At 70.1% G+C, this 26108-nt stretch carries 21 protein-coding genes; 8 read left to right on the forward strand and 13 right to left on the reverse strand.

The features are described from left to right. Nucleotides 1-23: 23 nt before the first annotated feature. Together AB0O76_RS01420 and AB0O76_RS01425 are read right to left on the reverse strand one after the other, a co-directional pair. The gene (locus AB0O76_RS01420) at nucleotides 24-281 is read right to left on the reverse strand and encodes a hypothetical protein (protein WP_266866703.1); all 258 of its coding nucleotides are present in this window, start codon (nucleotides 279-281) and stop codon (nucleotides 24-26) included. Between the two features lie 97 nt (nucleotides 282-378). Beyond that, nucleotides 379-1272 carry a DUF4429 domain-containing protein gene (locus AB0O76_RS01425; RefSeq protein ID WP_365483760.1) on the reverse strand — a complete coding sequence of 298 codons (894 nt, stop codon included), beginning with the start codon at nucleotides 1270-1272 and terminating at the stop codon, nucleotides 379-381. Nucleotides 1273-1401: 129 nt separating this feature from the next. Here AB0O76_RS01425 and AB0O76_RS01430 point away from each other — a divergent pair, with 129 nt between their 5' ends. Continuing rightward, complete coding sequence (locus AB0O76_RS01430; protein ID WP_365483763.1) at nucleotides 1402-3012, forward strand: beta-N-acetylhexosaminidase; 1611 nt, start codon at nucleotides 1402-1404, stop codon at nucleotides 3010-3012. Between the two features lie 97 nt (nucleotides 3013-3109). Here the strand turns inward: AB0O76_RS01430 and AB0O76_RS01435 are convergent, their stop codons facing one another. The 9 genes from AB0O76_RS01435 to AB0O76_RS01475 all read right to left on the reverse strand — a co-directional run bounded on the left by AB0O76_RS01435 (nucleotide 3110) and on the right by AB0O76_RS01475 (nucleotide 15233). Continuing rightward, nucleotides 3110-4876, reverse strand: coding sequence for an IucA/IucC family siderophore biosynthesis protein (locus AB0O76_RS01435; protein WP_365483766.1), 1767 nt, complete (start codon nucleotides 4874-4876; stop codon nucleotides 3110-3112). Continuing rightward, nucleotides 4873-5427 carry a GNAT family N-acetyltransferase gene (locus AB0O76_RS01440; RefSeq protein ID WP_365483769.1) on the reverse strand — a complete coding sequence of 185 codons (555 nt, stop codon included), beginning with the start codon at nucleotides 5425-5427 and terminating at the stop codon, nucleotides 4873-4875. The genes AB0O76_RS01435 and AB0O76_RS01440 overlap by 4 nt, the downstream gene beginning before the upstream one ends. Continuing rightward, the gene (locus AB0O76_RS01445; protein WP_365483772.1) at nucleotides 5424-6695 is read right to left on the reverse strand and encodes a lysine N(6)-hydroxylase/L-ornithine N(5)-oxygenase family protein; all 1272 of its coding nucleotides are present in this window, start codon (nucleotides 6693-6695) and stop codon (nucleotides 5424-5426) included. Before AB0O76_RS01445 ends, AB0O76_RS01440 begins: the two co-directional genes overlap by 4 nt. After that, nucleotides 6679-8127 carry an aspartate aminotransferase family protein gene (locus AB0O76_RS01450; protein WP_365483775.1) on the reverse strand — a complete coding sequence of 483 codons (1449 nt, stop codon included), beginning with the start codon at nucleotides 8125-8127 and terminating at the stop codon, nucleotides 6679-6681. Before AB0O76_RS01450 ends, AB0O76_RS01445 begins: the two co-directional genes overlap by 17 nt. Nucleotides 8128-8304: 177 nt before the next feature. Next, the gene (locus AB0O76_RS01455) at nucleotides 8305-9342 is read right to left on the reverse strand and encodes an ABC transporter substrate-binding protein (protein ID WP_365483778.1); all 1038 of its coding nucleotides are present in this window, start codon (nucleotides 9340-9342) and stop codon (nucleotides 8305-8307) included. A gap of 146 nt (nucleotides 9343-9488) precedes the next feature. Beyond that, complete coding sequence (locus AB0O76_RS01460) at nucleotides 9489-10643, reverse strand: acyl-CoA dehydrogenase family protein (RefSeq protein ID WP_365483779.1); 1155 nt, start codon at nucleotides 10641-10643, stop codon at nucleotides 9489-9491. 6 nt (nucleotides 10644-10649) lie between these two features. Next, nucleotides 10650-11621, reverse strand: a complete 972-nt coding sequence (locus tag AB0O76_RS01465) for a hydroxymethylglutaryl-CoA lyase (protein WP_365483782.1) — start codon at nucleotides 11619-11621, stop codon at nucleotides 10650-10652. Further along, the gene (locus tag AB0O76_RS01470) at nucleotides 11618-13564 is read right to left on the reverse strand and encodes an acetyl/propionyl/methylcrotonyl-CoA carboxylase subunit alpha (protein ID WP_365483784.1); all 1947 of its coding nucleotides are present in this window, start codon (nucleotides 13562-13564) and stop codon (nucleotides 11618-11620) included. The genes AB0O76_RS01465 and AB0O76_RS01470 overlap by 4 nt, the downstream gene beginning before the upstream one ends. Before the next feature lie 52 nt (nucleotides 13565-13616). Further along, complete coding sequence (locus AB0O76_RS01475) at nucleotides 13617-15233, reverse strand: carboxyl transferase domain-containing protein (RefSeq protein WP_365483787.1); 1617 nt, start codon at nucleotides 15231-15233, stop codon at nucleotides 13617-13619. A gap of 87 nt (nucleotides 15234-15320) precedes the next feature. Between AB0O76_RS01475 and AB0O76_RS01480 the strand changes: the two genes are divergently transcribed. From AB0O76_RS01480 to AB0O76_RS01495, 4 genes are all read left to right on the forward strand, one after another. Then, nucleotides 15321-15911, forward strand: a complete 591-nt coding sequence (locus tag AB0O76_RS01480) for a TetR/AcrR family transcriptional regulator (RefSeq protein ID WP_365483790.1) — start codon at nucleotides 15321-15323, stop codon at nucleotides 15909-15911. An 87-nt stretch (nucleotides 15912-15998) separates the two neighbouring features. Further along, entirely contained in the window at nucleotides 15999-17156 is a 1158-nt protein-coding gene (locus AB0O76_RS01485) for an acyl-CoA dehydrogenase family protein (protein ID WP_365483792.1), read from the forward strand. A gap of 44 nt (nucleotides 17157-17200) precedes the next feature. Beyond that, the gene (locus AB0O76_RS01490; RefSeq protein ID WP_365483795.1) at nucleotides 17201-18061 is read left to right on the forward strand and encodes an acyl-CoA thioesterase II; all 861 of its coding nucleotides are present in this window, start codon (nucleotides 17201-17203) and stop codon (nucleotides 18059-18061) included. A 60-nt stretch (nucleotides 18062-18121) separates the two neighbouring features. Beyond that, entirely contained in the window at nucleotides 18122-19090 is a 969-nt protein-coding gene (locus AB0O76_RS01495; RefSeq protein WP_365483798.1) for a cation diffusion facilitator family transporter, read from the forward strand. Between the two features lie 16 nt (nucleotides 19091-19106). On the opposite strand, the gene AB0O76_RS01500 is transcribed toward AB0O76_RS01495, so the two are convergent. Beyond that, complete coding sequence (locus AB0O76_RS01500; protein ID WP_365483801.1) at nucleotides 19107-19895, reverse strand: phosphatase; 789 nt, start codon at nucleotides 19893-19895, stop codon at nucleotides 19107-19109. Between the two features lie 195 nt (nucleotides 19896-20090). Then, entirely contained in the window at nucleotides 20091-21551 is a 1461-nt protein-coding gene (locus tag AB0O76_RS01505; protein ID WP_365483804.1) for a PucR family transcriptional regulator ligand-binding domain-containing protein, read from the reverse strand. Between the two features lie 180 nt (nucleotides 21552-21731). Between AB0O76_RS01505 and AB0O76_RS01510 the strand changes: the two genes are divergently transcribed. The 3 genes from AB0O76_RS01510 (at nucleotide 21732) to AB0O76_RS01520 (ending at nucleotide 26098) form a co-directional block, all read left to right on the forward strand. Beyond that, nucleotides 21732-23204, forward strand: a complete 1473-nt coding sequence (locus AB0O76_RS01510) for a sodium:solute symporter (protein ID WP_365483806.1) — start codon at nucleotides 21732-21734, stop codon at nucleotides 23202-23204. Between the two features lie 100 nt (nucleotides 23205-23304). Continuing rightward, the gene (gene speB, locus AB0O76_RS01515) at nucleotides 23305-24303 is read left to right on the forward strand and encodes an agmatinase (RefSeq protein ID WP_365483809.1); all 999 of its coding nucleotides are present in this window, start codon (nucleotides 23305-23307) and stop codon (nucleotides 24301-24303) included. 109 nt (nucleotides 24304-24412) lie between these two features. Continuing rightward, nucleotides 24413-26098, forward strand: coding sequence for a thiamine pyrophosphate-binding protein (locus AB0O76_RS01520; protein WP_365483812.1), 1686 nt, complete (start codon nucleotides 24413-24415; stop codon nucleotides 26096-26098). The last annotated feature ends 10 nt before the right edge of the window (nucleotides 26099-26108 follow it).

The following is a 26108-nucleotide window of genomic DNA, read 5'->3' on the forward strand; positions in this document are numbered from 1 at the left end:
TGGTTTGTGATCTCTGCTGGGCTCTAGCCGTAGATCATGCGGCGCAGCTGTCTGAGGCTGAGCTCGGGCGGCGCGACCGCGCGGTATTCGAGATCCGCCGAGATCTGCTCGAAGATCGCCGCGTTCAGCAGGCCCTGGCCTTGCAGTTCGCGGTGGCGGCGACGGACGAACTCTTCGGTCGTCTCGTCGAAGTAGGCGAGCACGTCCTGGATGACCCGCAGGGCTTCGCCCCGCTGGAGCGGGGTGCTGCGGGTCAGGTGGTCCACCAGGTCGTCGTGCATTCGTTGATCCTGGAGGAATACCCCTCCGTACGCAACAATCCTGCCCGATTCCGGGCAGGGGCGTGGCGAAATCCGGCCCCGAGGGCTTACAGACGGCTTACATCCGCTTCAGGACGGCCTGCTTGGCGAGGGAGAACTCGTCGTCCGTGAGTATCCCGGACTGATGAAGCTCCCCCAGCTCGCGGAGCCGCCGCAGCAGCGCGTCATGATCGTCCCCGGACGGTTCCGGGGGCCCCGCCGGCGGGGCCGCCGCCAACGCGGGCGCGGCCTGAACCTCGCCCGGGGCGGGCCCGGAGGGATGCGGCAGACGCACCTGGACGGCCGCGGCGACCAGCGCCATCAGCGGGTCCTTCTTGAAGCCCCACAGCTCGACCGAGTTCGGGTCGTACTTCGGCGGAGCCTTGGTGGGGGAGTGCCGCACGGTGAAGCGGAGGTATCCGTTCTCCAGGCCGACCGCGGGCTGCCACTCCACCGCGGCCACATCCGCGAGCGCCAGCGACCGCGTGCCCGAGGCCGACTTCGCCTCCTCCGTCTTCCAGTTCCACTCCAGGCGGATGTGCTCACCGTCGAAGCTTGCGGTGCCGTCCCCCGCGGAGACCGACAGCGGCACGGAGGGCCCCGGCAGCAGATAGCTCTCGCAGGACGCGGCCGGCACCTGTTCGAGAAGGAGTGCGTTGCGCACCTCGTCCACGACGTACTCCGCGACCCCGTACCGGTCCGGCTCCACCGTCAGCTGATAGGGGTCCGCCGAGTCCGAGAGCTTGCCGCCGGTGGCCAGCAGGAGCGGGTCCGCGCCGTCCCGCAGGCGCAGCCTCAACCGGCCCGACTTCTTGCCCTGCTCGAAGGCGATACCCGCCAACGCGGCCAAGGGGACGGCCAGTTCCCCCAGCGACTTGCGCAGCAGAGACACGTTCTTGTCGCGTCCCGGCACAAGGCGCAGTGTCTCTCCGTCGAAGGTCCAGGTCCCGTCGCGCTGGATGATTTCCGCCATGCGACGATTCTTCCATCGGCGGGCGGCGGAAGTGGTCTACACCCTTGACCCGCTGCGGGGCGCAAGGTACCCATGGTGACCGTTCGGTTGCGATGCACCACAGGGATGGCCCGTCGAAGGGACCCGCTTGTGAGAGAGCACCACAGATCGACCCGCCTGTTCGGCTCGCTGCTGCTCGTCGCCGCGGCCGGACTCTCGTCGGTGGCCGCCGTGCCGTCCGGTCAGGAGGCAGTCACGACCCCCGCCCCGACCCCGCTCGGCCAGGTCATCCCGGCGCCCGCGTCGGCCGTCCCCGGCGGATCGGCGTACGAGATCAACTCCAAGACCCGCATCCGGGTCGACGACTCGCGTGACGCGCAGCGGATCGGCGGCTATCTGGCGGACGTCCTGCGTCCCTCCACCGGCTACGCGCTCAAGGTCACCGATGGCGAAGGGCGCGACGGCATCCGCCTCCGGCTCTCCGCCGAGGACAAGTCGCTTGGCGACGAGGGCTACCGCCTGGAGTCCAAGCGCGGTTCCGTCACCATCACCGCCCGCAAGGCCGCCGGACTCTTCTACGGCGTGCAGACGTTGCGTCAGCAGCTTCCCGCGGCCGCCGAGCGGAAGACGAAGCAGACCGGACCTTGGCTGGTCGCCGGCGGCACCATCGAGGACAAGCCGCGCTACGAGTACCGCGGCGCCATGCTCGACGTATCGCGGCACTTCTTTTCGGTGGACAAGGTCAAGCGGTACATCGACCAGATGTCGCTCTACAAGGTCAACAAGCTGCATCTGCACCTGAGCGACGACCAGGGCTGGCGCATCGCCATCGACTCCTGGCCCAAGCTGGCCGAGTACGGCGGCTCCACGCAGGTCGGTGGCGGCAAGGGCGGCTACTACACCAAGGCCCAGTACAAGGAGATCATCGAGTACGCCTCATCGCGTCAGCTCGAAGTGATCCCCGAGATCGACATGCCGGGCCACACGAACGCCGCGCTCGCCTCGTACGCCGAGCTGAACTGCAACGGCGTGGCGCCCCCGCTCTACACCGGCACCGAGGTCGGCTTCAGCTCGCTGTGCGTCAAGAAGGACGTGACGTACGACTTCGTGGACGACGTGATCCGCGAGCTCGCCGCCATGACGCCCGGCAAGTACATCCACATCGGCGGCGACGAGGCGCACTCCACCAGCCACGAGGACTATGTGGCGTTCATGAACAAGGTGCAGCCCGTGGTCGCCAAGTACGGGAAGACCGTGATCGGTTGGCACCAGCTGACCGGCGCGACACCCGCGAAGGGCGCCCTCGCGCAGTACTGGGGCTACGACGCGACCAGTGCCGCCGAGCGCGAGCAGGTCGCGAACGCGGCGAAGAACGGCACCAAGCTGGTCCTCTCGCCGGCCGACCGCGCCTACATGGACATGAAGTACAACAAGGACACCCCGCTCGGCCTGGCCTGGGCGGGCTACGTCGAGGTGCAGCGCAGCTACGACTGGGACCCGGGCACGTACCTGACGGGCGCGCCCGCGGACTCGATCCAGGGTGTCGAGGCGCCGCTGTGGTCGGAGACGATCTCGACCTCCCAGCACATCGAGTACATGGCGTTCCCGCGCCTTCCGGGCATCGCCGAGCTCGGCTGGTCGCCCGCGTCGACGCACGACTGGGACAAGTACAAGGTGCGGCTCGCCGCGCAGGGACCGCGCTGGGACGCGATGGGCATGGACTACTACAAGTCGCCTCAGGTGCCTTGGCCCAGTAAGTAGCTCTTCGCGTACGTGCATGAGTGGGGCTCCCGACCCGCGGCGCAGCCGCTATCGACTGCAGCGTCTCGGGAGCCCCACTCGGCCTATGGGGGGCCGCTTACGCGAGCGGGTTCTTCAGCGTCCCCACCAGCTGCAGCGCGCCCGCCGGGTCCGCGAGGTCGACCATCTGCTCGTTGTCCCGCAGCTGCAGCCGGTTCAGGCAGGACCGGGCGAACTCGGGGGCGAACAGGTCGTACTGCTTGAACTTGTCGGCCAGTTGGGGCGTCGCCTCCTGGTAGGTGGTGACGCACTCCGCGACCGCCGCCCAGAAGCCCTCCTCGTCGACAAGGCCCTCCGTGACGAGGTTCGCCGACAGGAAGCGGAAGAAGCAGTCGAAGACGTCCGTGAAGATCGACAGGAGCTTCTGGCCCTCGGGGACCTCGACGCGGAGCCGCTCGACCGTGGGCGGGAGCACCGCGTCCGGGTCCATGACCGCGATCTCCTCGGCGATGTCCTTGAAGATCGCCCGCTGTACGACGCCGTCCTTCAGGACCAGGATCACGTTCTCGCCGTGCGGCATGAAGACGAGGTCGTACGCGTAGAAGCTGTGAAGGAGCGGCGTCAGATAGGCGTGCAGATAGCCGCGCAGCCACTCGGCCGGGGTGAGGCCGGAGCGCTCGATGAGGGCGCCCGCGAAGGACGCGCCGTCCCGGTCGGTGTGCAGCAGCGAGGCCATGGTGGCGAGCTGCTCGCCCTCGGCGAGGGACGTCACAGGGCTCTCGCGCCACAGGGCGGCGAGCATCTTGCGGTAGGGGGAGTAGCGGTCGGTCGCGGCCTCGTACTCCAGGTGGCGATAGCCGACGGCGGCGCGCTCGCGGATGATCGTCAGGCCGGTGGACTTCAGCGTCTCGTCGGTGTCGATGAGGTTCGCGAGCCAGTCGTTGATCGCCGGGGTCGCCTCCATGTACGCCGCCGAAAGGCCGCGCATGAAGCCCATGTTGATGACGGAGAGCGCCGTCTTCACATAGTGCTTGGCGGGTTCGGTGGAGTTGAAGAAGGTACGGATCGACTGCTGGGCCAGATACTCGTCCCCGCCCTCGCCCAGGCACACCAGGCGCCGCTGGGCGACCTCGGCCGCGAAGGTCACCGACAGCTTGTTCCACCACTGCCAGGGGTGGGCCGGGATCAGGAGGTAGTCCTCCGGGTCCAGGCCCTGGTCACGGAGTTTCCGGTCGAAGCGGTCCAGGGTCTCCTGGCCCAACTCGGCCCGCAGGAACGACTCGTACTCGAGTCCTGCGCCCGCCGTGAACGCCGCCCGCTCCTTGCTCGCCGCGAGCCACACCAGGCGTACGGGGCTCGCGGTCTCGGGAGCGTACGAGAGGTACTCGTGCACGCCGAAGCCGAGGCGGCCGTTGTTGGCGACGAAGCAGGGGTGGCCCTCGGTCATGCCCGTCTCGATCTCCTGGAAGCCGGAGCGGGAGAGCTCGGCGGCCGGGATCGCGGGCTTGGTCAGTTTGTAGCAGGTGCCGGAGAGGGTGGAGGAGATCTCCTCCAGGTAGACCGGCAGGATCTCGTCGCTCAGGCCCAGGGCCGTGCGCAGCTCGACGAAGAACTCCAGGGCGTCCAGGGGGAGTTCGGCGCCGTCGCGGTGGCGGGTGATCGAGTCGGCGTCGACGTGCCAGTGGTCCAGCCGCAGGCGGCGGGCGCTGAACCGGTAGCGGGTCAGGGCGTCGTCGCTGCGGATGACGAATGTGTCGTCGCCCAGCGGCTCCGGGGTGAAGAGCCGCTCGTGGGAGAACTCGGCGATGGCTTTGCGGATGAGGAGGCGGTTGGCCTGCTCCCAGCGCTCGGGGGTCAGGTGCGCCACGGCGTCGGACAGGGTCATATCGCCAACTCCCTTTCAGTTACTGCTGCTTCGAACTGCTCCCGGGTGCAGAAGCTCAGCAGGGCTTCCTTCTCCGGCTTCTGGATGACGTGTGCGGGACGGAACCCGACGGCTTCGTTGAGGGCGTGTACCGCCGTGTTGCGTACGTCGGGTTCGACCACGACGCGTTGGGTGGCGGGGTCGGCGAAGAGCGTCGCCATCACCTTGGTGATCACGGCGCGGGTGAAGCCGGGCACGCGGACGTCGGACGGTGCGGTGAGGAAGTGCATGCCCACGTCGCCGGGTCGGGGCTCGTAAAGACCCACGAGTTCGACGTGCGCGGGGTCGTACCTCTCCATGAGGAACGCGGGCACGCCGTCGTGCAGGCCGAGGAACGCGTCGTGGTGCTCGGCGGCCGCGATCGCCATGTACTCGCGCTCGACGTCCGGGAGCTTGGCGTCCTGCATCATCCAGAACGCGGCCTTGGGGTGGGTGACCCAGCCGTGCAGGAGCTCGGAGTCCTTCAGGGGGTCGAGGGGGCGGAGGGTCAGCTCTCCTGTGGTGGCGCTCATACGGCGAACTCCTGGAAGGCGATGGACTTCTCGACGGGGTAGTACTCGGAGCCGAGCAGCTCGCCGATGATGTAGGCGTTGCGGTAGGGGCCCATGCCCAGGTCGGGGCTGGTGAGCGAGTGGGCGTGCACGGCGCCGTTCTGCAGGAAGATGCCGCGCCCCGTGGTGTCGATGGAGTAGTTGCGGGCGACCTCGTAGCGGCCTCGGCCGTCCCAGCGGATCCGGTCGCGCACCGGCTCCAGGAAGTCGGGTACGACGTACTGATAGCCGGTGGCGAGGATCAGGCCCTCCGAGCTCAGCTCGAAGTCCTTGCCCTGCTCCTCCTGGCGCAGGCCCAGGGTGTAGGCGCCGTTCTCGTAACGGGCGCTGTGCAGCGCCGAGTTGGTGAGCAGGCGGGTCGGCACGGGGCCGCCGATGTTCTTCTGGTAGAGCAGGTCGAAGATCTCGTTGATGAGGTCGCCGTCGATGCCCTTGAAGAGGGTCTTCTGCTGGTCCTGCAGGCGGTAGCGGGTCTCTTCCGGCAGCGCGTGGAAGTAGTCGACGTACTCCGGAGAGGTCATCTCCAGCGTCAGCTTCGTGTACTCGAGGGGGAAGAAGCGCGGGGAGCGGGTGACCCAGTTGAGCTGGTAGCCGTGTACGTCGATCTCGCTCAGGAGGTCCTGGTAGATCTCGGCGGCGGACTGGCCGCTGCCGACGAGCGTGATCGACTTCTTCCGCTGGAGCTCCTGCTTGGCCTGCAGATAGCGGGAGTTGTGGATGAAGTCCCCGCCGAGGTCCGCGCAGGGCGCGGGGATGTGCGGCGGGGTGCCGGTGCCGAGGACGAGGTGGCGGGCCCGGAAGGTGTCGCCGGTGTCGGTGCGGACGACGTACAGCTCGTTCTCGTCCTCGTACGTCACCTCGGTCACCATCGTGCTGAAGCGGATCGACGACAGTTTCGCGGCCGCCCAGCGGCAGTAGTCGTTGTACTCGGTGCGCAGCGGATAGAAGTTCTCGCGGATGTAGAAGGAGTACAACCGCCCCGATTCCTTCAGGTAGTTGAGGAAGGAGTAGGGGGAAGTGGGGTCCGCGAGGGTGACCAGGTCGGACATGAACGGCGTCTGGAGGTGGGCGCCGTCGAGGAACATGCCCGAGTGCCACTCGAAGTCCGGCTTGGACTCCAGGAACAGGCCGTTCAGTTCGTCGACGGGCTCGGTCAGACAGGCGAGGCCGAGGTTGAAGGGGCCCAGGCCGATGCCGATGAAGTCGAGGGGCTCAGGAAGCGCGGTCAAGGGTCTCTCCCAGGTACTGCTCGGCGTGGCCGGCGATCAGATCGAGGACGGCCGCGATGTCGTCGGCCGTGGTCTCGGGGTTGAGCAGGGTGAACTTCAGGTACTGGCGGTCGCCCACCTTGGTGCCCGCCACGACGGCGTCACCGGAGGCGAACAGGGCCTTGCGGGCGTACAGATTGGCCCGGTCGATGGCCGACGGGTCGCAGATCGACCCGGGGATGTAGCGGAAGACGAGCGTCGAGAGCTGGGGCTCGACGACCACGTCGTAGCGGGGGTCGGCGGCCAGCATCTTCCAGCCGTGCTCGGCGAGGGCACAGACCTCGTCGAAGAGGTCGCCGATCGCGTCCGCGCCCATCACGCGCAGCGTCATCCACAGCTTCAGGGCGTCGAAGCGCCGCGTCGTCTGGAGGGACTTGTCCACCTGGTTGGGGATGCGCTCCTGCACCATGCGGCGCGGGTTGAGGTACTCCGCGTGGTACGTCGCGTGGCTCAGCGTCGCGCCGTCCCGCACCAGGACGGCGGACGAACTCACCGGCTGGAAGAAGGACTTGTGGTAGTCGACGGTGACGGAGTCGGCGTGCTCGATGCCGTCGATCAGGTACCGGTTCTTGCGCGAGGCGAGCAGACCGCAGCCGTACGCCGCGTCGACGTGCAGCCAGGTCTCGTACTGCTCGCACAGTCCGGCGATCTCGGGCAGCGGGTCGATGGAACCGAAGTCGGTGGTGCCTGCGGTGGCGACGACCGCCATGGGGGAGAGGTCGTCGCGGCGGCAGCGCTCCAGCTCGCGGGCGAGGGCCACGGTCTGCATGCGCTTGTTCTGGTCGGTGGGGATGGAGACGACCGCGTCCTTGCCGAGGCCGAGCAGCGTGGCGGCTTTCTGGACGCTGAAGTGGCCGACCTCGGAGGCGAAGATGCGAAGGCGGTCGACGGGCTTGCCGGCCTTGGCCGCCTCCTCGCGGGCGAGCAGCAGAGCCTGCAGATTGGACTGCGTGCCGCCGCTGGTGAACACGCCGTCGGCGGCCGGGCCGAGCCCGATGCGCTCTGCGGTCCAGTCGATGAGGCGGCGCTCGATGAGCGTGCCGCCCGCGGACTGGTCCCAGGTGTCGAGCGAGGAGTTGACCGCGGAGAGCACGGCCTCGCCCAGGACGGCGGGGATGACGACCGGGCAGTTGAGGTGCGCGAGATAGCGGGGGTGGTGGAAGTACACGGCGTCACGCAGGTAGAGCTCGTCGAGCTCGTCCAGGGCGGCGATCGTGTCGTGCAGGGGCTCGTCCAGGTCGACGGCCTCGATGCGGGGAGCGAGCGCGTCGACGGAGATCCCGGTGAACGGGCGGGAGGTGGTGGCGATTCTGGCCGCCACCCGCTCGACTCCTTCGGTCACGGAGCTGCGGTAACGCTCCGCGGTGGTGTCGTTGAGCAGGTGCGAGCGCATGAACGGTCCTCTGGGTGAGGTGATTTGGGGAAGTGAGGTAAGCCTAACCTAACTTCTCGCCTCATTGAACCCAGGGGCCTCAGAAACGGAGCTGCCCCCTCCGTTATGCGTGGAGGGGGCAGCTCTTGACGGAATGTCGGATTCAGCGGGGCGTCGACTCGGCTGGCCTTCCTTGGCTCAGCTGACCTTCTTGGCCTTCTCGATCGCGTCGGCGAGGTCCTCGAGGATCGGGGCGCACTTGTCGTACGAGTAAATGGGCTCGGTGACGCGGGGGATGACCTGCCCGGCCTTGACCGCTGGCAGCTTCGTCCAGGTCGGCTTGTCCAGGTCGGCGGGCTGGATGGTGGCGGTGCGGTTGTCCATCATGATCACGTCCGCGCCGTACTTGTTGACGTTCTCCCAGCTCAGGTTCTCGAACCAGCCGCCGCTCGCCTTCTTGGCGCTCTCGGACGGCTCGATGAAGTTCACGCCGAGGGACTTGAAGTACTCCAGGTCGGCGGAGAGGTTTGTGCCCGAGACGTAGAAGATGTCCTGGCTGGCCGAGCCGACGAGGACCTTGATGTCCTTGTTCGCCTTGGCGACCTTGCGCAGCCGCTCGGCCGCGGCCTCGAAGCGCTTCTTCGCCTTGACGACCTTGTCGGCCTTCACGTCGGCGCCCAGCGACTCGGCGAGTGCGAGGAGGCGCTGCAGCGGCTCGGTCATCTTGCGGTCGAAGACGCTGATGCCGGCGCTCGGGGCGAGCTTGAGGATCTTGTCCTTGCTCTCCTCGGGGACGGACCAGAGGGTGCCCGCGTCGTCGAACATCGTGGAGACGAGAAGGTCGGGGGCGAGGCCCGCGTACTTCTCGATGTTGAACTTGCCCCACTCGTTGCCGAGGATCGTCAGCTTGCTGATGTCCATGTCGCCGGCCTGGACGTCGGGCTTGCCGTCCTTGGTCTTCGTCGGGCCGAAGACGCCCTTGACCTCGATGCCGTAGTCGAAGAGGGCGGCGGCGACGCCGGTGAAGGCGACGATGTTCTGCGGCGTGGACTTGCTCTTGGCGGTCGTGCCGCGGTCGTCCTTGAAGCTCCAGGGCCCGGAGTCCGAGGCGTCCGCCTTGCCCGAGCCGCCCTTTTTGTCGTCACCGCAGGCTGCCAGCAGGGCCGTGAGGCCAAGGGCGCCGCCGGCGGCGAGAATGCCGCGACGGGAGGGCTGGGTGAGGCGGGCGTGGGACATGAGGGTCTCTGCTTTCGTGAGGACGGCGACGGGCCACTGGCCGGAACTAGCGCTTAGGTTAACCTAACCTAACGTGGTGTCCAGTGGCCCCTGGCGCCTGCCCTCGGAGGCCCCGGGTCAACCGGAGTCCCTCGAAAGCTGCAGGGCTACCCGGCGAAGCCCAGCTCCCGGGCGATCAGCATCCGCTGCACCTCACTCGTCCCCTCCCCGATCTCCAGGATCTTGGAGTCCCGCCACATCCGGGCCACGGGGTACTCGTTCATGAACCCGTATCCGCCATGAATCTGCGTGGCCTCACGGGCGTTGTCGACGGCGACCGTCGACGAGTACAGCTTCGCGATCGCTGCCTCCTTCTTGAACGGCTCCCCGCTCACCAGGCGCGACGCCGCGTCCCGCCAGCCGACCCGCGCCATGTGCGCCCGCGTCTCCATGTCGGCGATCTTGAACTGTATGGCCTGGTTGGCGCCGATCGGCTTCCCGAACGCGTGCCGCTCCTTGGCGTACTTCACCGACTCGTCCACGCAGCCCTGCGCGAGGCCCGTGGCGAGCGCGGAGATCGCGATCCGGCCCTCGTCCAGGATCCGCAGGAACTGGGCGTAGCCGCGGCCCTCCTCGCCGAGCAGGTTCGCCGCAGGGACCCGAACGTCGGAGAAGGACAGCTCACGGGTGTCCGATGCGTTCCAGCCGACCTTCGAGTATGGGGCGGCCACCGTGAACCCGGGCGTCCCGGACGGCACGATGATCGCGGAGATCAGCGGGCGGCCGTCCGGCTTGCGGCCGGTGACCGCGGTGACGGTGACCAGACCCGTGATGTCCGTACCGGAGTTGGTGATGAAGCACTTGGAGCCGTTGATCACCCATTCGTCGCCCTCGCGCACCGCGGTGGTCCGTGTGCCGCTCGCGTCCGAGCCGCCGTCCGGCTCGGTCAGGCCGAAGGCGCCGAGGAGTTCACCGGAACAGAGCCGGGGGAGCCACTCACGCTTCTGCTCCTCCGTACCGAAGAGGTGGATCGGCATCGCGCCCAGGGAGACGCCCGCCTCCAGGGTGATCGCCACGGAGGAGTCGACCCGTGCCAGCTCCTCCAGGGCGATGCCGAGGGCGAGATAGTCGCCGCCCATCCCGCCGTACTCTTCGGGGAAGGGGAGTCCGAACAGGCCCATGCGGCCCATCTCGCGGACGATCTCGTACGGGAACTCATGGCGTTCGTAGAGGTCGCCGATCTTCGGGGCGACGACGTCGTGCGCGAACTCCTCCACGGTGCGGCGGAGTTCCTCGTGCTCGGGGGACAGACGGTGGTCCATCGTTCTTCACTGCTCCTGGTGGGAGGCGCCCGTCAGGGCACGGACGGTGCGGGAGGGGCTGGGTCGGCCCAGTTGTGCGGCCATCCACGCGCTGGTGGCGGTGAGACGGCCGAGATCGACGCCGGTCTCGATACCGAGGCCGTCGAGCATCCATACGAGGTCTTCGGTGGCGAGGTTGCCGGTGGCGCTCTTCGCGTACGGGCAGCCGCCGAGGCCGCCCGCCGACGCGTCGACCGTGCGCACACCGTGCTGCAGGGCGGCGAGGGTGTTGGAGAGCGCCTGGCCGTACGTGTCGTGGAAGTGCACGCCGATGCGGTCGGTGGGCACGCCCTCCTCGTTCAATTCGGCGAGCAGCGCGAGGACATGGCCCGGCGTCGCCACACCGATCGTGTCGCCGAGGCTGAGCTCCTCGCAGCCCATGTCCAGGAGCGCCTTCGCCGTGCGGACCACCTGTGCGATGGGCACAGGCCCTTCCCAGGGGTCGCCGAAGCACATGGAGAGATAGCCCCTGACATGGACCTTCTGCTCGCGGGCGCGGGCCACCACGGGCTCCGACATGGCGAGCGCCTCGGCCATCGTGCGGTTGAGGTTGGCCTTGGCGAAGGACTCGGTGGCGCTGAGGAAGACGGCGACGCTGCGGGCGCCGAGCGCCAGGGCGCGGTCCAGGCCCCGTCCGTTCGGAACGAGGACGGGGAGCTTGGCGCCCGCGTCCCGCACGAGGTCGCTCACGAGCGGGAACAGCTGCTCGGCGTCGGCCAGTTGGGGCACCCACTTGGGGTGCACGAAGCTGGTCGCCTCGATGGTGGTGAGGCCGGCGTCCGCCAGGCGGCGGATGAACTCCGCCTTGATCTCCGTGGGGACGACCGATTTCTCGTTCTGCAGGCCGTCGCGGGCGCCCACCTCGTAGATACGGACGCGGGGCGGGAGATCCTGGGTGGGGACGACCATGGGGAGGCCGGGCTGCGCTGGGGTGGTCATTTCTTGTCCTCCTCCGGCTCGTCGGGGAGCACCACGGCCAGGACCTGGTCCATGGCGACGGTCGCACCCGGCGTGACGTCCAGTTCGGCGACGGTGCCCGCGTGCGGGGCGGAGATGACGTGCTCCATCTTCATGGCCTCCACGACGAGGAGGCTCTGGCCCGCGGTCACGTGATCGCCGGTGGAGACCTTGACGACGGTGACCGTGCCGGGCATGGGGGCGGTGAGGGCGTCGGCCCCGCTGTGGGCGGCGCCGCTGAGGTTCGCCGCCACGGGGTCGTGGTCCTGGACGTGCCAGGCGTCGCCGTCCCGGCCCAGCCAGTCGCCGGCCCTGTGGAAGGTGTGGGTGAGGCCCTTCAGGTGGACCGTGACGCTGCCGGGCTCGACCGTGCGCGGACTCTCGGCGGCGATGTGCGCGACGGGGTCGTTGCCCGGTACGCGGAGCCAGTGCGTCAGCGGCGCCGGGGTGCCGCCGAGCCGCCAGCCGTCGGGGGCCGAGAAGGGGTCCCGCCAGCCGTCACCGGTGGGTTCCAGGGCGGCGGTGCGCACCGCCGCGGCGGCCTCGTACACCTCGTCGGGCACCCCGTCGGGCACCAGGTCGTCCGCCTCCCGCTCGACGAGTCCCGTGTCCAACTCCCCGGCGACCACGGCCGGGTGGGCGAGGAGCCGCCGCAGGAAGCCCGCGTTCGTCGGCACCCCCAGCGTCACCGTCCGGGCGAGCGCGGCCCGCAGCTTCCGCAGCGCCGTCGCGCGGTCGGGGCCGTACGCGATGACCTTCGACAGCATCGGGTCGTACAGACTCCCGACCTCCGTGCCCTCGCTCAGCCCGGAGTCGGTCCGCACGCCGTCGCCCTGCGGCTCGTGCAGCGCGAGCACGGTGCCGCCCGACGGCAGGAATCCACGGGAGGGGTCCTCGGCGCAGATGCGGGCCTCGATCGCGTGCCCGGTGAGAGTGATGTCCTGCTGCCCGAAGGGCAGTTGCTCACCCGCCGCCACCCGCAGCTGCCACTCCACCAGGTCGAGGCCCGTGATCAGCTCGGTCACCGGATGCTCCACCTGGAGCCGGGTGTTCATCTCCATGAAGTAGTACGACGAGGGGTCCTTGCCCGGCACGATGAACTCCACCGTGCCCGCGCCCGCGTACCCGCAGGAGCGTGCCGCCTGGACCGCCGCCTCGCCCATCGCGGCGCGCGTGGCCTCGTCGAGGAGGACGCTGGGCGCCTCCTCGATGATCTTCTGGTGGCGGCGCTGGAGGGAGCATTCGCGCTCGCCGAGGTGGACCACGTTCCCCCGGCCGTCCGCGAGGACCTGGATCTCGATGTGCCGGGGGCGGTCGATCCACCGCTCCACGAGCAGCGTGTCGTCACCGAAGGAGGCGCGCGCCTCGCGCCGGGCGGCGGCGATCTCGTCCGCGAGGAGGGCGGCGTCCCGCACCAGGCGCATGCCCTTGCCGCCGCCGCCCGCGGAGGGCTTGAGCAGGACGGGCGTGCCGATCTCCCGTGCGGCGTCGGCCAGTTGGGCATCGGTCAGGCCGCTGCCCGACGAACCCGGCACGACCGGGACACCGGCCGCCTTGACCGTCTCCTTGGCGCGGATCTTGTCGCCCATCAGGGAGATGGCCTCCGCGGGCGGGCCGATGAAGGCGAGCCCGGCGCCGGCGCAGGCCCGCGCGAACTCCGCGTTCTCCGCGAGGAATCCATAGCCGGGGTGCACCGCCTGGGCGCCCGTCCGGGCCGCGGCCTCAAGCAGCCGCTCCACGGACAGATAGCTCTCGGCGGCCGGTGCAGGACCGATCCGTACGGCCGTGTCCGCCTCGCGCACATGGCGCGCGTCCGCGTCCGCGTCGCTGAACACGGCGACCGAGCGGACGCCGAGCGCCCGCAGCGTACGGATGACGCGGACCGCGATCTCGCCTCGGTTGGCGACCAGCACGGTGTCGAACATCGTCCCTCTTCCCGGTGTGGTCCTCTGGTGGAAGCCGCTCATCGTCCGCCCCTCACATCCGGAAGACGCCGAAGCCGGGCTCGCTCAGCGGGGCCTCGGCGCAGGCGGTCAGGGCGAGGCCGAGGACCTGCCGGGTCTCCATGGGGTCGATCACGCCGTCGTCCCACAGGCGTGCCGTGGCGTAATAGGCGTTCCCCTGCTGCTCGTACTGGGCGCGGACCGGGTCCTTGAAGGCCTCCTCGTCCGCCGCCGACCACTCCTCGCCGCGCCCCTCCAACTGGTCGCGCTTGACGGTCGCGAGGACCGACGCGGCCTGCTCGCCGCCCATCACGGAGATCTTGGCGTTCGGCCACATCCACAGGAAGCGGGGGGAGTAGGCACGGCCGCACATCGAGTAGTTCCCCGCGCCGTACGAACCGCCGATCACCACCGTCAGCTTCGGTACGCGCGTGCAGGCCACGGCCGTCACCATCTTCGCGCCGTGCTTGGCGATGCCACCCGCTTCATAGTCCCTGCCGACCATGAAGCCGGAGATGTTCTGCAGGAAGACCAGCGGGATGCCGCGCTGGTCGCACAGCTCGATGAAGTGGGCGCCCTTCTGGGCGGATTCGGAGAACAGGATGCCGTTGTTCGCGATGATGCCGACCGGGTGGCCGTGGATGTGGGCGAAGCCCGTCACCAGCGTCTGGCCGTACTCCGCCTTGAACTCGGCGAAGCGCGAGCCGTCGACCACGCGCGCGATGACCTCCCGGACGTCATAGGGGGTGCGGGAGTCCGTCGGCACCGCTCCATAGAGCCCCAGCGGGTCGACCTTGGGCTCCTCCACCGGCCGGACGGACCACGGCAGTTCGCCGCGCTCGGGGAGCGTGGAGACGATCGTGCGGACGATCCGCAGCGCGTGCGCGTCGTCCTCCGCGAGGTGGTCGGTCACTCCGGAGACGCGGGAGTGGACCTCGCCGCCGCCCAGCTCCTCGGCCGTCACGACCTCGCCGGTCGCGGCCTTCACCAGGGGCGGGCCGCCGAGGAAGATCGTGCCCTGATTGCGGACGATCACCGCCTCGTCGCTCATTGTCGGGACATACGCCCCGCCCGCCGTGCACGAGCCGAGGACGGCCGCGATCTGCGGGACGCCCGCGCCGGACATCCGCGCCTGGTTGTAGAAGATCCGCCCGAAGTGCTCGCGGTCCGGGAAGACGTCGTCCTGCATCGGCAGGAAGGCGCCGCCCGAGTCCACCAGGTAGAGACAAGGGAGGCGGTTCTCCAGGGCCACCTCCTGGGCGCGCAGGTGCTTCTTCACCGTCATCGGGTAGTACGTCCCGCCCTTGACGGTGGCGTCATTGGCGACGATCACGCAGGTGCGCCCGGATACCCGGCCGATCCCGGCGATGACGCCTGCGGCCGGGGCATCCCCGCCGTAGAGCCCGTCGGCCGCCAGCGGTGCCAGCTCCAGGAAGGGCGAGCCGGGGTCGAGCAGCGCGTCCACCCGGTCGCGGGGCAGCAGCTTGCCGCGCGCGACATGGCGGGCGCGCGCCCGCTCGCCGCCGCCGAGCCTGGCCGCCGCGAGCTTGGCCCGCAGGCCTTCGACGAGGGCGGTGTGCGCCGCCTCGTTCGTCCGCCATGCCTCGGACGCGGGATCAGCCGCGCTCCCAAGGACTGGTGCCTGCTGCATCCGTCGAGCCCCCTTGCTCGGTTAATGAGCGTTAACGCGTTTCCTTCAGGTTAACGAGCGCTAACCGACCTGTCTAGAATTAATTCCATGGCCACCAGAACCGACGCCCCCACCCGCCGCGAGCAGATCCTCAGAGAGGCCGCGCGGCTCTTCGCCGAGCGGGGCTTCCACGGAGTCGGAGTGGACGAGATAGGAGCCGCCGTCGGCATCAGCGGCCCCGGCCTCTACCGGCACTTCGCGGGCAAGGACGCGATGCTCGCCGAGCTGCTCGTCGGCATCAGCGGCCAGCTCCTGACGGGCGGCAAGCGGTGCGTGGCCGACACGGACGGCTCGCCGGAGCGGGTCCTCGACTCGCTCATCGAGGGGCACATCGACTTCGCGCTCGACGACCGCTCCCTGATCACCCTGCACGACCGCGAGCTCGACCGCCTGCGGGACAGTGACCGCAAGCTGGTCCGCCAGCTCCAGCGGCAGTACGTGGAGATCTGGGTCGACATCGTGCGCAAGGTCTACCCGGACCTCGCCGAGAACGCGGCGCGGGTCTCCGTGCACGCGGTCTTCGGCCTGCTCAACTCCACGCCGCACCTGAGCCGCCGCGACGCGCTGCCCAGCCGCGCGGCCATGGCGGAGCTGCTGCACCGCCTGGCGCGCGGGGCGTTCTCGGCAGCCGGGGAGTGACATGCATCTCTGGACGCTCTGGTAACTGCCGGGTAGCCTGAGCGCTGAGCAAGCGCTTAGTCGTCGTAGAGGTAGAGGGAGTTTTCCGTGCGCCGTACCGTTTTCAATGAGGACCACGAGGCGTTCCGGGAGACTCTGCGCGCCTTCATCGAGGCCGAGGTCGTCCCGGTCCACGATGAGTGGTTCGCCGCCGGTGAGGTGCCGCGCGAGTTCTACTACAAGCTCGCCGAGCTCGGCCTCTTCGGCATCAACGTCCCCGAGGAGTTCGGCGGCGCCGGCATGGAGACGCACAAGTTCGAGGCCATCCAGTACGAGGAGACCTCCCGCGCGGGCGTCACCTTCGGCGGCTCCGGTGTGCACGTGCTGCTCGCCCTGCCGTACATCAAGATGCTCGCCACCGACGAGCAGAAGAAGCGCTACCTGGAGAAGTTCGTCTCCGCCGAGGAGATGTGGGCCCTCGCGATGACCGAGCCGGGCACCGGCTCCGACGTCGCGGGCATGAAGACCACCGCCAAGCTCTCCGAGGACGGCACGCACTACGTCCTCAATGGCTCCAAGACCTTCATCACCGGCGGTGTGCACGCCGACCGCGTGATCGTGTGCGCCCGCACCTCCGCGCCGACCGCCGAGGACCGCCGCTTCGGCATATCCCTCTTCGCCGTCGACACCAAGTCCGACGGCTACTCCATCGGCCGCAAGCTCGACAAGCTCGGCCTGAAGACCTCCGACACCGCCGAGCTGGCGTTCGTCGACGTCAAGGTCCCCGTCGAGGACCTCCTCGGCGAGGAGAACAAGGGCTTCTACTACCTCGGCAGCAACCTGCCCTCCGAGCGCTGGGGCATCGCCTACGGCGCGTACGCGCAGGCCAAGGCCGCCGTCCGGTTCGCCAAGCAGTACGTGCAGGAGCGCACGGTCTTCGGCAAGCCGGTCGCCTCCTTCCAGAACACCAAGTTCGAGCTGGCCGCCTGCCAGGCCGAGGTGGACGCCGCCGAGGCCGTCGCCGACCGCGCCCTGGAGGCCCTGGACGCCGGTGAGTTGACCGCCGCCGAGGCCGCGTCCGCGAAGCTGTTCAACACCGAGGTCGCGCACCGCGTCATCGACAAGTGCCTCCAGCTGCACGGCGGCTACGGCTTCATGAACGAGTACCCCATCGCCCGCCTGTACGCGGACAACCGCGTCAACCGCATCTACGGCGGCACCAGCGAGGTCATGAAGATGATCATCGCCAAGGACATGGGTCTGTAGAGAAAGACATGGGCCTGTAAAGATCGCCCTGTAGAACTTGATTCATGAACCAACCACTTGAAGCCCTCCTCGATCTGCTCGACCTGGAGCAGATCGAGGAGGACATCTTCCGGGGCATGAGCCGCTCGGCACTCGTGCCCCGCGTCTTCGGCGGACAGGTCGCCGCACAGGCCCTGGTCGCCGCCGGACGCACCGTCCCCGCCGACAGGCCTGCCCACTCCCTGCACGCGTACTTCCTGCGCGCCGGGGACCCGGGAGCGCCGATCGTCTACACCGTCGACCGGATCCGCGACGGCCGCTCCTTCACCACGCGCCGGGTCGTCGCCGTCCAGCACGGGCAGCCGATCTTCCATCTCTCCGCGTCCTTCCAGACGCACGAGGAGGGCCTGGAGCACCAGACCGGGATGCCGCCCGCGCCGGACCCGGAGACGCTGCCGACCGCCGCCGAGATGCTGCCGCGCCATCTGCCGGCCGATGTCGCCGAGCGCCTTGTCGAGGCCCGCGCGGCCGTCGATCTGCGCTATGCGGACGTGCCGCCCTGGGGCACCGTCGGGCAGCCGCGGGAGCCGCGCTCCCAGGTGTGGTTCCGCACCAACGGCAAGCTGGCCGACCACCCCTTGCTGCACGTCTGCCTCGCCACGTACGTCTCGGACATGACACTGCTCGACTCGGTGCTGCTCGCGCACGGCCGGGGCGGCTGGGCGGTCGGCGACGTCGTCGGGGCGTCGCTCGACCACGCGATGTGGTTCCACCGCCCCTTCAGGGCGGACGAATGGCTCCTGTACGACCAGGAGTCGCCGTCGGCGTCCGGCGGGCGCGGCCTCGGCCAGGCACGCATCTGGACGCAGGACGGGCAGCTCGCGGTGACGGTGATCCAGGAGGGTGTGGTCCGGGTCCCCCGCTAGGGGGTCCCTTCGGGCGGCCCGGTTTCGCGGCCGTCGCCGATCGGACATACCGTCCGATACATGAGTGAGCAATCGTCCGGGTCCGGCGGCGAGAGCGCCTTCACCGTCATCGTCGCCGCCGTCGCCAACCTCGGGATCGCGCTCGCCAAGGCCGTCGCCGGCGTCATCAGCGGATCCAGCGCGATGCTCTCCGAGGCGGCGCACTCGGTGGCCGACACGGTCACCGAACTGATGCTGCTCGTCTCCCTCAAGCGCAGCGAGCGGCCCCCCGACGAGGACCACCCGCTCGGCTACGGAGGCGCCCGTTACGTCTGGGCGCTCCTTGCCTCCGTCGCCACCTTCGTCGGCGGCGGAGTCTTCGCCGTCTACGACGGCATCCACACCCTCACGCACGGCGAGGACCTGGGCGACCCGCTCGTCTCGTACATCGTGCTCGGCGTCGCCTCCATCCTGGAGAGCTACTCGCTGCGCACCGGCCTCAAGCAGGCGCGCGGCGAGGCGGACCGCTTCGGGGTGAAGCTCAAGCGCTATCTGCGCCACACCCCCGACACCGCGGTCAAGGCCGTCGTCCTGGAGGACACGGCGGCGCTCGCGGGCCTCCTGCTCGCCGCGGCCGGTCTGCTCGGTGGGCAGCTCACCGGGTCCGGCGTGTGGGACGGCGTCGCGTCGCTGTGCATCGGCGTGCTGCTCGTGTACGTCGCCTGGGTCCTGGGGCACGCCAACTCCGAGCTGCTCATCGGGCGCCCGCTGCCCAAGGAGACGCGGCAACTCATCCGCGAGGAACTCCTCGCCTCCGAGCACGTCGAAGCCGTCCTCGAACTGACCACGCTGCTCCAGGGCCCGCGCGAGGCGCTCGTCGCCGCCAAGGTCGACTTCCGCGACACCTCCACGGCGGCGCAGGTCGAATGGGCCTGTGAGCAGACCGAGCGGCGGCTGCGGGCGCGATTCCCCGCCGTACGACGCGTCTACCTGGACCCGACGCCGGGGTTCGCGCAGCGGCGCGAGGAGGGCCTCAACCCGTGGCCGTGAGTCCCGTGGCCGTGAGTCAGGACTCCGGAGTGAGCCCCGCCGCGTCCAGGAGGTACGCCGTCATCGGGTCGTAGAAGCGCGGGCTCGTGACGTGGTCGTCCAGCGGGACCGTCACCTGGAGGGTGCCCTCGGCCTCGCCGATGAACAGCGCGGGGTCGTTGCAGTCCGCGTAGCCGACGGAGTCGATGCCGCGCTGGCCCGCCCGTCCCGCCCAGCCGTGGTCGGCGACGACCAGGTTCGGCTGCGGGCGGCCCTCGCGCTCCAGGCCGTCCAGGATCGCGTTCATCGGCTCGGGGGAGTGCGTGTGCCACAGCGTCGCACCGCGCTCCAGCATCGCCACGTCCGCGAACTGGAAGACCATGCCCTCGTCGGCGGTGAGGCCCTCCGGGATGACGACGATCTCGCAGCCCGCCGTGCGCAGGGCGGCGGCCGTCGCGCGGTGCACGTCGAGCAGCCCCCCGGGGTGGCCGGTCGCGAAAAGGACCCGCTCCTTGCCCGCGGCCGCCTTCCGGAGGCGGGCGGCCATCCGCTCCAGGGCGTCGACCGTCAGCTCCGGGTCGATGGTGTCCTGCCCCTGCCGGTACTCCGCGTCGTCGATGACACCGCACCGCTCGGCCATCACCGCGAGGACGTCCTGCTCGTCGCTCCAGCGGTCGCCGAGCTCCAGGCCGAGCCAGTAGTGACGGTCGCCGTTCGCGAGCTTCCTGTAGTGGCTGAGGTTGTTCTCGCGGGGGGTGGCGACGTCGCCCGCGATGCGGGAGCGTACGAGATGGTCGACGAGCGCGGCGCGGTTGGGTATCGGCATGGTCCCTATTCTGCCGGTGCTGGGGCCGCGGGGCCGGGGCGTCTTGAGGGCTGGGCCTGTGAGTTGTGCCGCTGTGCTTGGGCGGGGGTGGGTTGTTCTTCGGCTGCGGGTTCGTTGTGGCTTGTCGCGCCCACGCGGCGGAGCCGCAAATGTCACAGCCCCGCGCCCCTACGGGGCGCTCCCGTACCGCCCCCTTTACCGTCCCCGGCCCAGTGCGAACCACAGTTCCATCCGTACGTCCGGATCATCCAAGTCCGCCTCCAGAAGCGCCCCGCACCGCGTGACGCGCTGGCGCACCGTATTGCGGTGCACCCCCAGTGCCGTCGCCGTGCGGTCCCAGTTGCCGTGCAGGGAGAGCCAGGTGCGCAGGGTCTCCGTCAGGGCCTCGTTGGCGCCCAGTGGGGCGAGCAGCACGCGCGCGTGGGCGTCGGCTTCGGCGGGCGCGACCAGCGCGGCGATGCCCGCATCGCGGTGCCGGACGAGCGGCGCGCGGGTGGCCTCGGCGCGGCGCAGGGCGCGGGCCGCCTGGGCGTCGGCGGCGGGCAGCTCGCCGGTCGCGGCGGGCGCGGACGCGCCGAGGGTCCAGCCGTTCGGTGGGGTGATCTCGCGGTCCGCCGGGACGAGCAGGCGTACGTCGTCCTCGCGCGGGTCGACCAAACCGCTGCCCAGCGCCGCGCCGAGCGCCGTCGCGGCCAGCGGGGTGTGCTCCTCCCCGCGCGCGTGCACCACGATCCAGCGGTCGCCTCCCAGGAGAGGGCTGATCTCGGCGGCGGAGGCACCTAGCAGCAGCCGTACGAGGGCGGAGGAGCGGGCCGCCTCCGAGGCGCCCTGGTGTTCTCCGGTGAGCAGCGAGAGCAGCACGACCGCCGCCCCCGCGATGGTGTGGTCGCCCGGCTCGCGGCGTTCCGTGGCGAGCCCGAGCGCGAAGCCGCGGCCGCCGCCCAGCGCGTAGGCGGCGAGGTGGACGCCCCCTGCCGTGTCGGCGGCGGACGCCGGTGCGGCGGTCGTGCCCCGGCGCACGACCTCGGTCAGCTCCCGCAGGGAGTCCCGCGCCGCATCCGGCGTCTGCCCGGCGGCCTGCAGCTCCGTCCCCTCCGGCCCGTACAGCGCCGCGAGGCCGCCGAGCCGGGACGCCAGCTGCCGCAGCACGGCGGGGACCGGGTCGGACCGTGCCGCCGCCGTGGCGAGGGCCTGCTGGGCCTGCGTCACCCGGCGCAGCTCCGCGTGCCTGGCCTCGGCCATGAGCCGCCAGACCGCTCGGGCGACCCCGCTGAACGTCGTACGCGGAGGCACCTCGACGAGCGGAAGCCCGTAGTGGTCGCAGGCCTCCACCAGGGCGCGCGGCACCGTGTCGTGCATGGGGGCGACGCCGAAGCCGAGTGCCGCGCCGCCCGCCGCGACGATGCGGGCCACATAGTCGTCGAGGTACGCCCCGGAGCCCGCCGGGTCGGTGATGTGGACGCCCGCCGTCAGGAGCAGCTCGCCCCCGAGCAGGTAGGGGTACGGGTCCGCCATCTCCGAGGTGTGTACCCACTGCACGGCCGTACCCGCCGTCCGCGCGTCCGGGCCCGCGATCTGCCGCAGCCCGAGGTCCTCGCGGGCGAGCAGCGCGGCGAGCGGGACCGGTGGTGTGCCGGGGACTGCTGGGTCGGCCATGGTGGACGTTCCATCCATCTCGGTCGCTGGGAGTGGATGAAACGTACACTTCAGCGTTGCTTTCAGGCCACCTAAGGTCGTGCCGACCACAGGCCGCGGGTACGGGCGGATGTCCCCACGGCCGGTCATCACCCCCATCTGCACGACACGCCACCGAGGTGCGCGAAGGAGGCCCCCTTTATGGCCGTCGACTACACAGTGATCGTCGTCTATCTCGCCGGGATGCTCGCCATGGGCTGGTGGGGCATGCGTCGCGCCAAGTCCAAGAGCGAGTTCCTGGTCGCGGGACGCCGCCTCGGGCCGTGGATGTACTCCGGGACCATGGCCGCCATCGTCCTCGGCGGCGCGTCCACCATCGGCGGCGTCGGCCTCGGCTACCAGTACGGGCTCTCCGGCGCCTGGATGGTCGTCACCATCGGCCTCGGGCTGCTCGCGCTGAGCGTCTTCTTCTCGGCGCGCATCGCCCGCCTGAAGGTCTACACGGTCTCCGAGATGCTCGACCTCCGCTACGGCGGCCGCGCGGGCGTCATCTCCGGAGTCGTCATGTGGGCGTACACGCTGATGCTCGCGGTCACATCGACCATCGCGTACGCCACGATCTTCGACGTCATCTTCGACATGAACCGCACGCTCGCGATCATCCTCGGCGGCTCCATCGTCGTCGCGTACTCGACGCTCGGCGGCATGTGGTCGATCACGCTCACCGACATGGTGCAGTTCGTGGTCAAGACGATCGGCGTGCTGCTCCTTCTGCTGCCCATCGCGGTCGTCAAGGCCGGCGGCTTCAGCGAGATGAAGGCCAAGCTGCCCACCGAGTACTTCGATCCGCTGGGCATCGGCGGCGAGACGATCTTCACGTACGTGCTGATCTATACGTTCGGCATGCTCATCGGCCAGGACATCTGGCAGCGCGTCTTCACCGCGCGCAGCGACAAGGTCGCCCGCTACGGAGGCACCGTCGCCGGTACGTACTGCCTGGTCTACGCGATCGCGGGCGCCGTCATCGGCACGGCCGCCAAGGTCATGTACCCGAAGCTGCCGAGCGCGGACGCGGCCTTCGCCACCATCGTCAGGGACGAACTGCCCATGGGCGTGCGGGGGTTGGTCCTCGCGGCCGCGCTCGCCGCGGTGATGTCCACCTCGTCCGGCGCGCTGATCGCGTGCGCGACCGTCGCCAACAACGACATCTGGTCGCGGCTGCGGGGCGTCGTCAAGGCCGACGGAGCGAGCGACGAGCCGCACGACGAGGTGAAGGGCAACCGCCTCTTCATCCTGATCATGGGCATCGCCGTCGTCTGCATCGCCATCGCGCTCAACGACGTCGTCCAGGCGCTGACCGTCGCCTACAACCTGCTCGTCGCCGGCCTTCTCGTGCCGATCCTCGGCGGGCTGCTGTGGCGGCGCGGCACGGCGGACGGCGCGCTTGCGGCCGTCGCCGCGGGTGGCCTCTCGGTCATCGGGCTCATGTGGGGCTACGGAATCCTCGCCAACGAGCCCATCTACTACGGCCTCCTGACGTCCCTTGCCGTGTACGTCGTCGTCTCCCTCGCCACGAAGCCGACCGACGCGGTGGTGCTCGCCGCGTGGCGCGAGCGGCTCGCGGGGCGGGGAGCGCAGGAGGAGGCGGAACCGGAAGCCCCGGTGGCCGTCTAGCTTTGCGCGCGGCCCACGGCCGGTGCTCACTGTGCTCGTTGTCAGTGGGCCGCGCGACACTTGAAAACGCAGCACTCGCATCAGCAGGAGGAAACCGACCATGACCAGCGCCGAGACCCCGACCCCCCGTGGCCCCGTCGATTCCTCCCGCATTCCCCGGTACGCGGGCCCGGCGACGTATGCCCGCCTTCCCCGCCTGGACGAGGTCGGCGGCAAGACGGACATCGCCGTGGTCGGCGTGCCCTTCGACTCCGGTGTCTCGTACCGCCCCGGCGCCCGCTTCGGCGGCAACGCGATCCGTGAGGCCTCGCGCCTGCTCCGTCCCTACAACCCGGCTCAGGACGCTTCCCCCTTCGCGCTCGCGCAGGTCGCGGACGCGGGTGACATAGCCGCCAACCCGTTCAACATCAACGAGGCCGTCGAGACGATCGAGGCCGCGGCGGACGACCTCCTCGGCTCGGGCGCCCGCATGATGACCCTTGGCGGCGACCACACCATCGCGCTCCCGCTGCTGCGTTCCGTCGCCAAGAAGCACGGCCCGGTCGCCCTGCTGCACTTCGACGCGCACCTGGACACCTGGGACACGTACTTCGGCGCGGAGTACACGCACGGCACGCCGTTCCGCCGCGCGGTGGAGGAGGGCATCCTCGACACCGAGGCGCTCTCCCACGTCGGCACGCGCGGCCCGCTGTACGGCAAGCAGGACCTCACGGACGACGAGAAGATGGGCTTCGGCATCGTCACCTCGTCGGACATCTACCGCCGCGGCGCCGACGAGGTCGCCGACCAGCTGCGCCAGCGCATCGGCGACCGCCCGCTGTACATCTCCATCGACATCGACTGCCTGGACCCGGCGCACGCGCCCGGCACCGGCACCCCGGAGGCGGGCGGCATGACGTCGCGCGAGCTCCTGGAGATCCTGCGGGGGCTCTCCTCCTGCAACCTCGTCTCGGCGGACGTCGTCGAGGTCGCCCCCGCCTACGACCACGCGGAGATCACGGCGGTGGCGGCCTCCCACACGGCGTACGAGCTGACGACGATCATGAGCAGGCAGATAGCCGCCGGCCGTGCCGCCGGTGCGGACCAGAACGCGAAGTGACCACGGCCGCAAGGCTGTAGGACACCAGGACACGCCGGGCCGTCGCGCGCGGCCCGGCGGCCGCAGCGCCCGCCGGGCCGCAGCCCGGGCGAGAAGGAGAAGACGCCGCATGACCCACGACCACGACCTGGTACTGCGCCCGACGGCACGCCAGACCGAGGCCGCCCTGAACCCGCCCGCCGGGCGTAACGGCGGCGATCTCGTCGTCGAGACCCTCCAGGGCCTCGGCGCGACCACCGTCTTCGGCCTCCCCGGACAGCACGCGCTCGGCATGTTCGACGCCCTGCGCCGCTCGTCCCTCTCGTACGTGGGACTGCGCGTCGAGAACAACACGGGCTTCGCCGCTGACGCGTACGGCCGGATCACCGGAGAGGTCGCCCCGCTGCTCCTCTCCACCGGCCCCGGCGCGCTGACCTCGCTCGCCGCGCTCCAGGAGGCGGCCGCCGGGTCGTCACCCGTCCTTGCGATCGGCAGCCAGATCCCGGTGGCGGGCCTCGGCGGCGGCCGGCACGGCTACCTCCACGAGCTGCGCGACCAGCAGGCGTCGTTCAGGGACGTGGTCAAGTCCGTGCACACGGTGCGCACGGCCTCGCAGATCCCCTCCGCGATCGCCGCGGCCTGGGAGTCGGCGCTGACCGCCCCGCACGGCCCGGTGTGGGTGGAGATCCCGCAGGACGTCCTGCTCGCGGAGACGACCCTCCCTGTCGTCACGGCGATGGATGCGACCCCGGACGAGGTCGTGCCGCGCCCAGAGCTGACCGCGGTGGCGGCCGACCTGCTGTCCCGGGCCGAGCGCCCGGCGATCATCGCAGGCGGCGGAGTCGTTCGTTCGGACGCGAGCGGCAAGCTGCTCGCCCTCGCCGAGCTGGTGAACGCGCCCGTCGTCACGACCTTCGGCGGCAAGGGCGCGTTCCCCTGGGAGCACCCGCTCTCGCTCCAGTCGTGGCTGGAGGACCGGTACACGACGGACTTCCTGGAGGACGCGGACGTCCTCCTGGTCGTCGGCTCGGGTCTGGGCGAGCTCTCATCGAACTACCACACGTTCAAGCCGCGCGGCCGGGTCATCCAGATCGAGGCCGACGCCGGGAAGCTGGAGTCCAACCACCCGGCGCTGGGCGTCCACGCGGACGCGCGGCTGGCTCTCTCGGCGCTCCTGGAGACGATCGACTCCCCCCGGGAGGACGCCTCGGCCCCCGAGCGGGTGCGGACCGTGCTCGCGAAGGTCCGGGACCGGATCGCCGCCCAGGACCTCACCCTGGAGCAGCAGGTTCTCGCATCGGTGCGTGCGGCCCTTCCGGACACGTCCCCGTCCTTCTGGGACATGACGATCCTGGCGTACTGGGCGTGGTCGGCCTTCGATGCCCGCCACCCGAACACGATGCACTCCGCCCAGGGCGCGGGCGGCCTCGGCTACGGCTTCCCGGCGGCGCTGGGAGCGGCGGCCGCGGACCCCTCGAAGCCGGTACTCGCCGTATCGGGCGACGGCGGCGCGATGTACTCCATCGCGGAACTGGCCTCGGCCAAGCAGCACGACCTGCCGGTCACCTGGCTGATCGTGGACGACGGGGGCTACGGAATCCTGCGCGAGTACATGTCGGACGCCTTCGGCGAACCGACGGCGACGGAATTGTCGCGGCCCGACTTCGTCGCACTCGCGGAGTCCTTCGGGGTGCCGGGGGTCCTGACGTCGCCGGAATCCCTGCGGGACGACCTGGCGAAGGCGCTGGCGGCTCCGGGTCCTTCGGTCGTCGTGCTGCCGGCGGTGCTGCGGATGTTCGAGCCGACGCATCTCTGAGCCCACGCAC

This window comes from Streptomyces sp. NPDC086554 (assembly GCF_040686095.1).
Taxonomy (GTDB): domain Bacteria; phylum Actinomycetota; class Actinomycetes; order Streptomycetales; family Streptomycetaceae; genus Streptomyces.